General features: G+C 48.0%; 1 protein-coding gene. It reads left to right on the forward strand.

The annotated features are described in order from the left end of the window. Window positions 1-337: 337 nt before the first annotated feature. Window positions 338-521 (forward strand): DUF1564 family protein (locus tag EHQ17_RS19360; RefSeq protein ID WP_135736231.1); only part of this gene is annotated, 184 nt, incomplete at its 3' end.

Consider the following 521-nt stretch of genomic DNA (forward strand, 5'->3'; position numbering starts at 1 on the left):
GTTTTGCCGATTCGAAATTCGTGATTTTCGATCTTCAATTGGTAAGTTTGAGATCTTGGTTGGTTCAATGTCGCTCCGCTGGATTCGGCTTGGCTTGGCTTGGCTCGACTCGATTTGACTCGATTTGACTCGATTTGATTCGACTTAGCTTGACTTGTGACTTGATTCGATTCGATCTGACCCGATCTGATTCGACTTGAGTTGACGCAGCTCAATCCGAGCTGACCCGACTCAGCTCGAACCGAACCAGAATATTTTCTCTGATTACAACGCAAGTGCCCGCGATTTTTTTCATCCGAAGCGTGACGTTCGTGCAAGCCGTGGAACCGAGTGTGGTATGGGATATTTACTGCTCAACAACGAAGAAGAAATTTCCTCTCGTTTACAAAATGACAGAAAGGAAACGGTGACCTTGCTCGTTCCGGAAGAAACCTGGCTTCGGTATAGAGAGCGATATGGGGAGGCTGCCGCGCGTCGTCTTCCGAAGAAAATTCCCGAGTTGTTGCGAACCTACGCCAAGT

Origin of the sequence: Leptospira gomenensis (assembly GCF_004770155.1) — a bacterium.
GTDB classification, from domain to species: domain Bacteria; phylum Spirochaetota; class Leptospiria; order Leptospirales; family Leptospiraceae; genus Leptospira; species Leptospira gomenensis.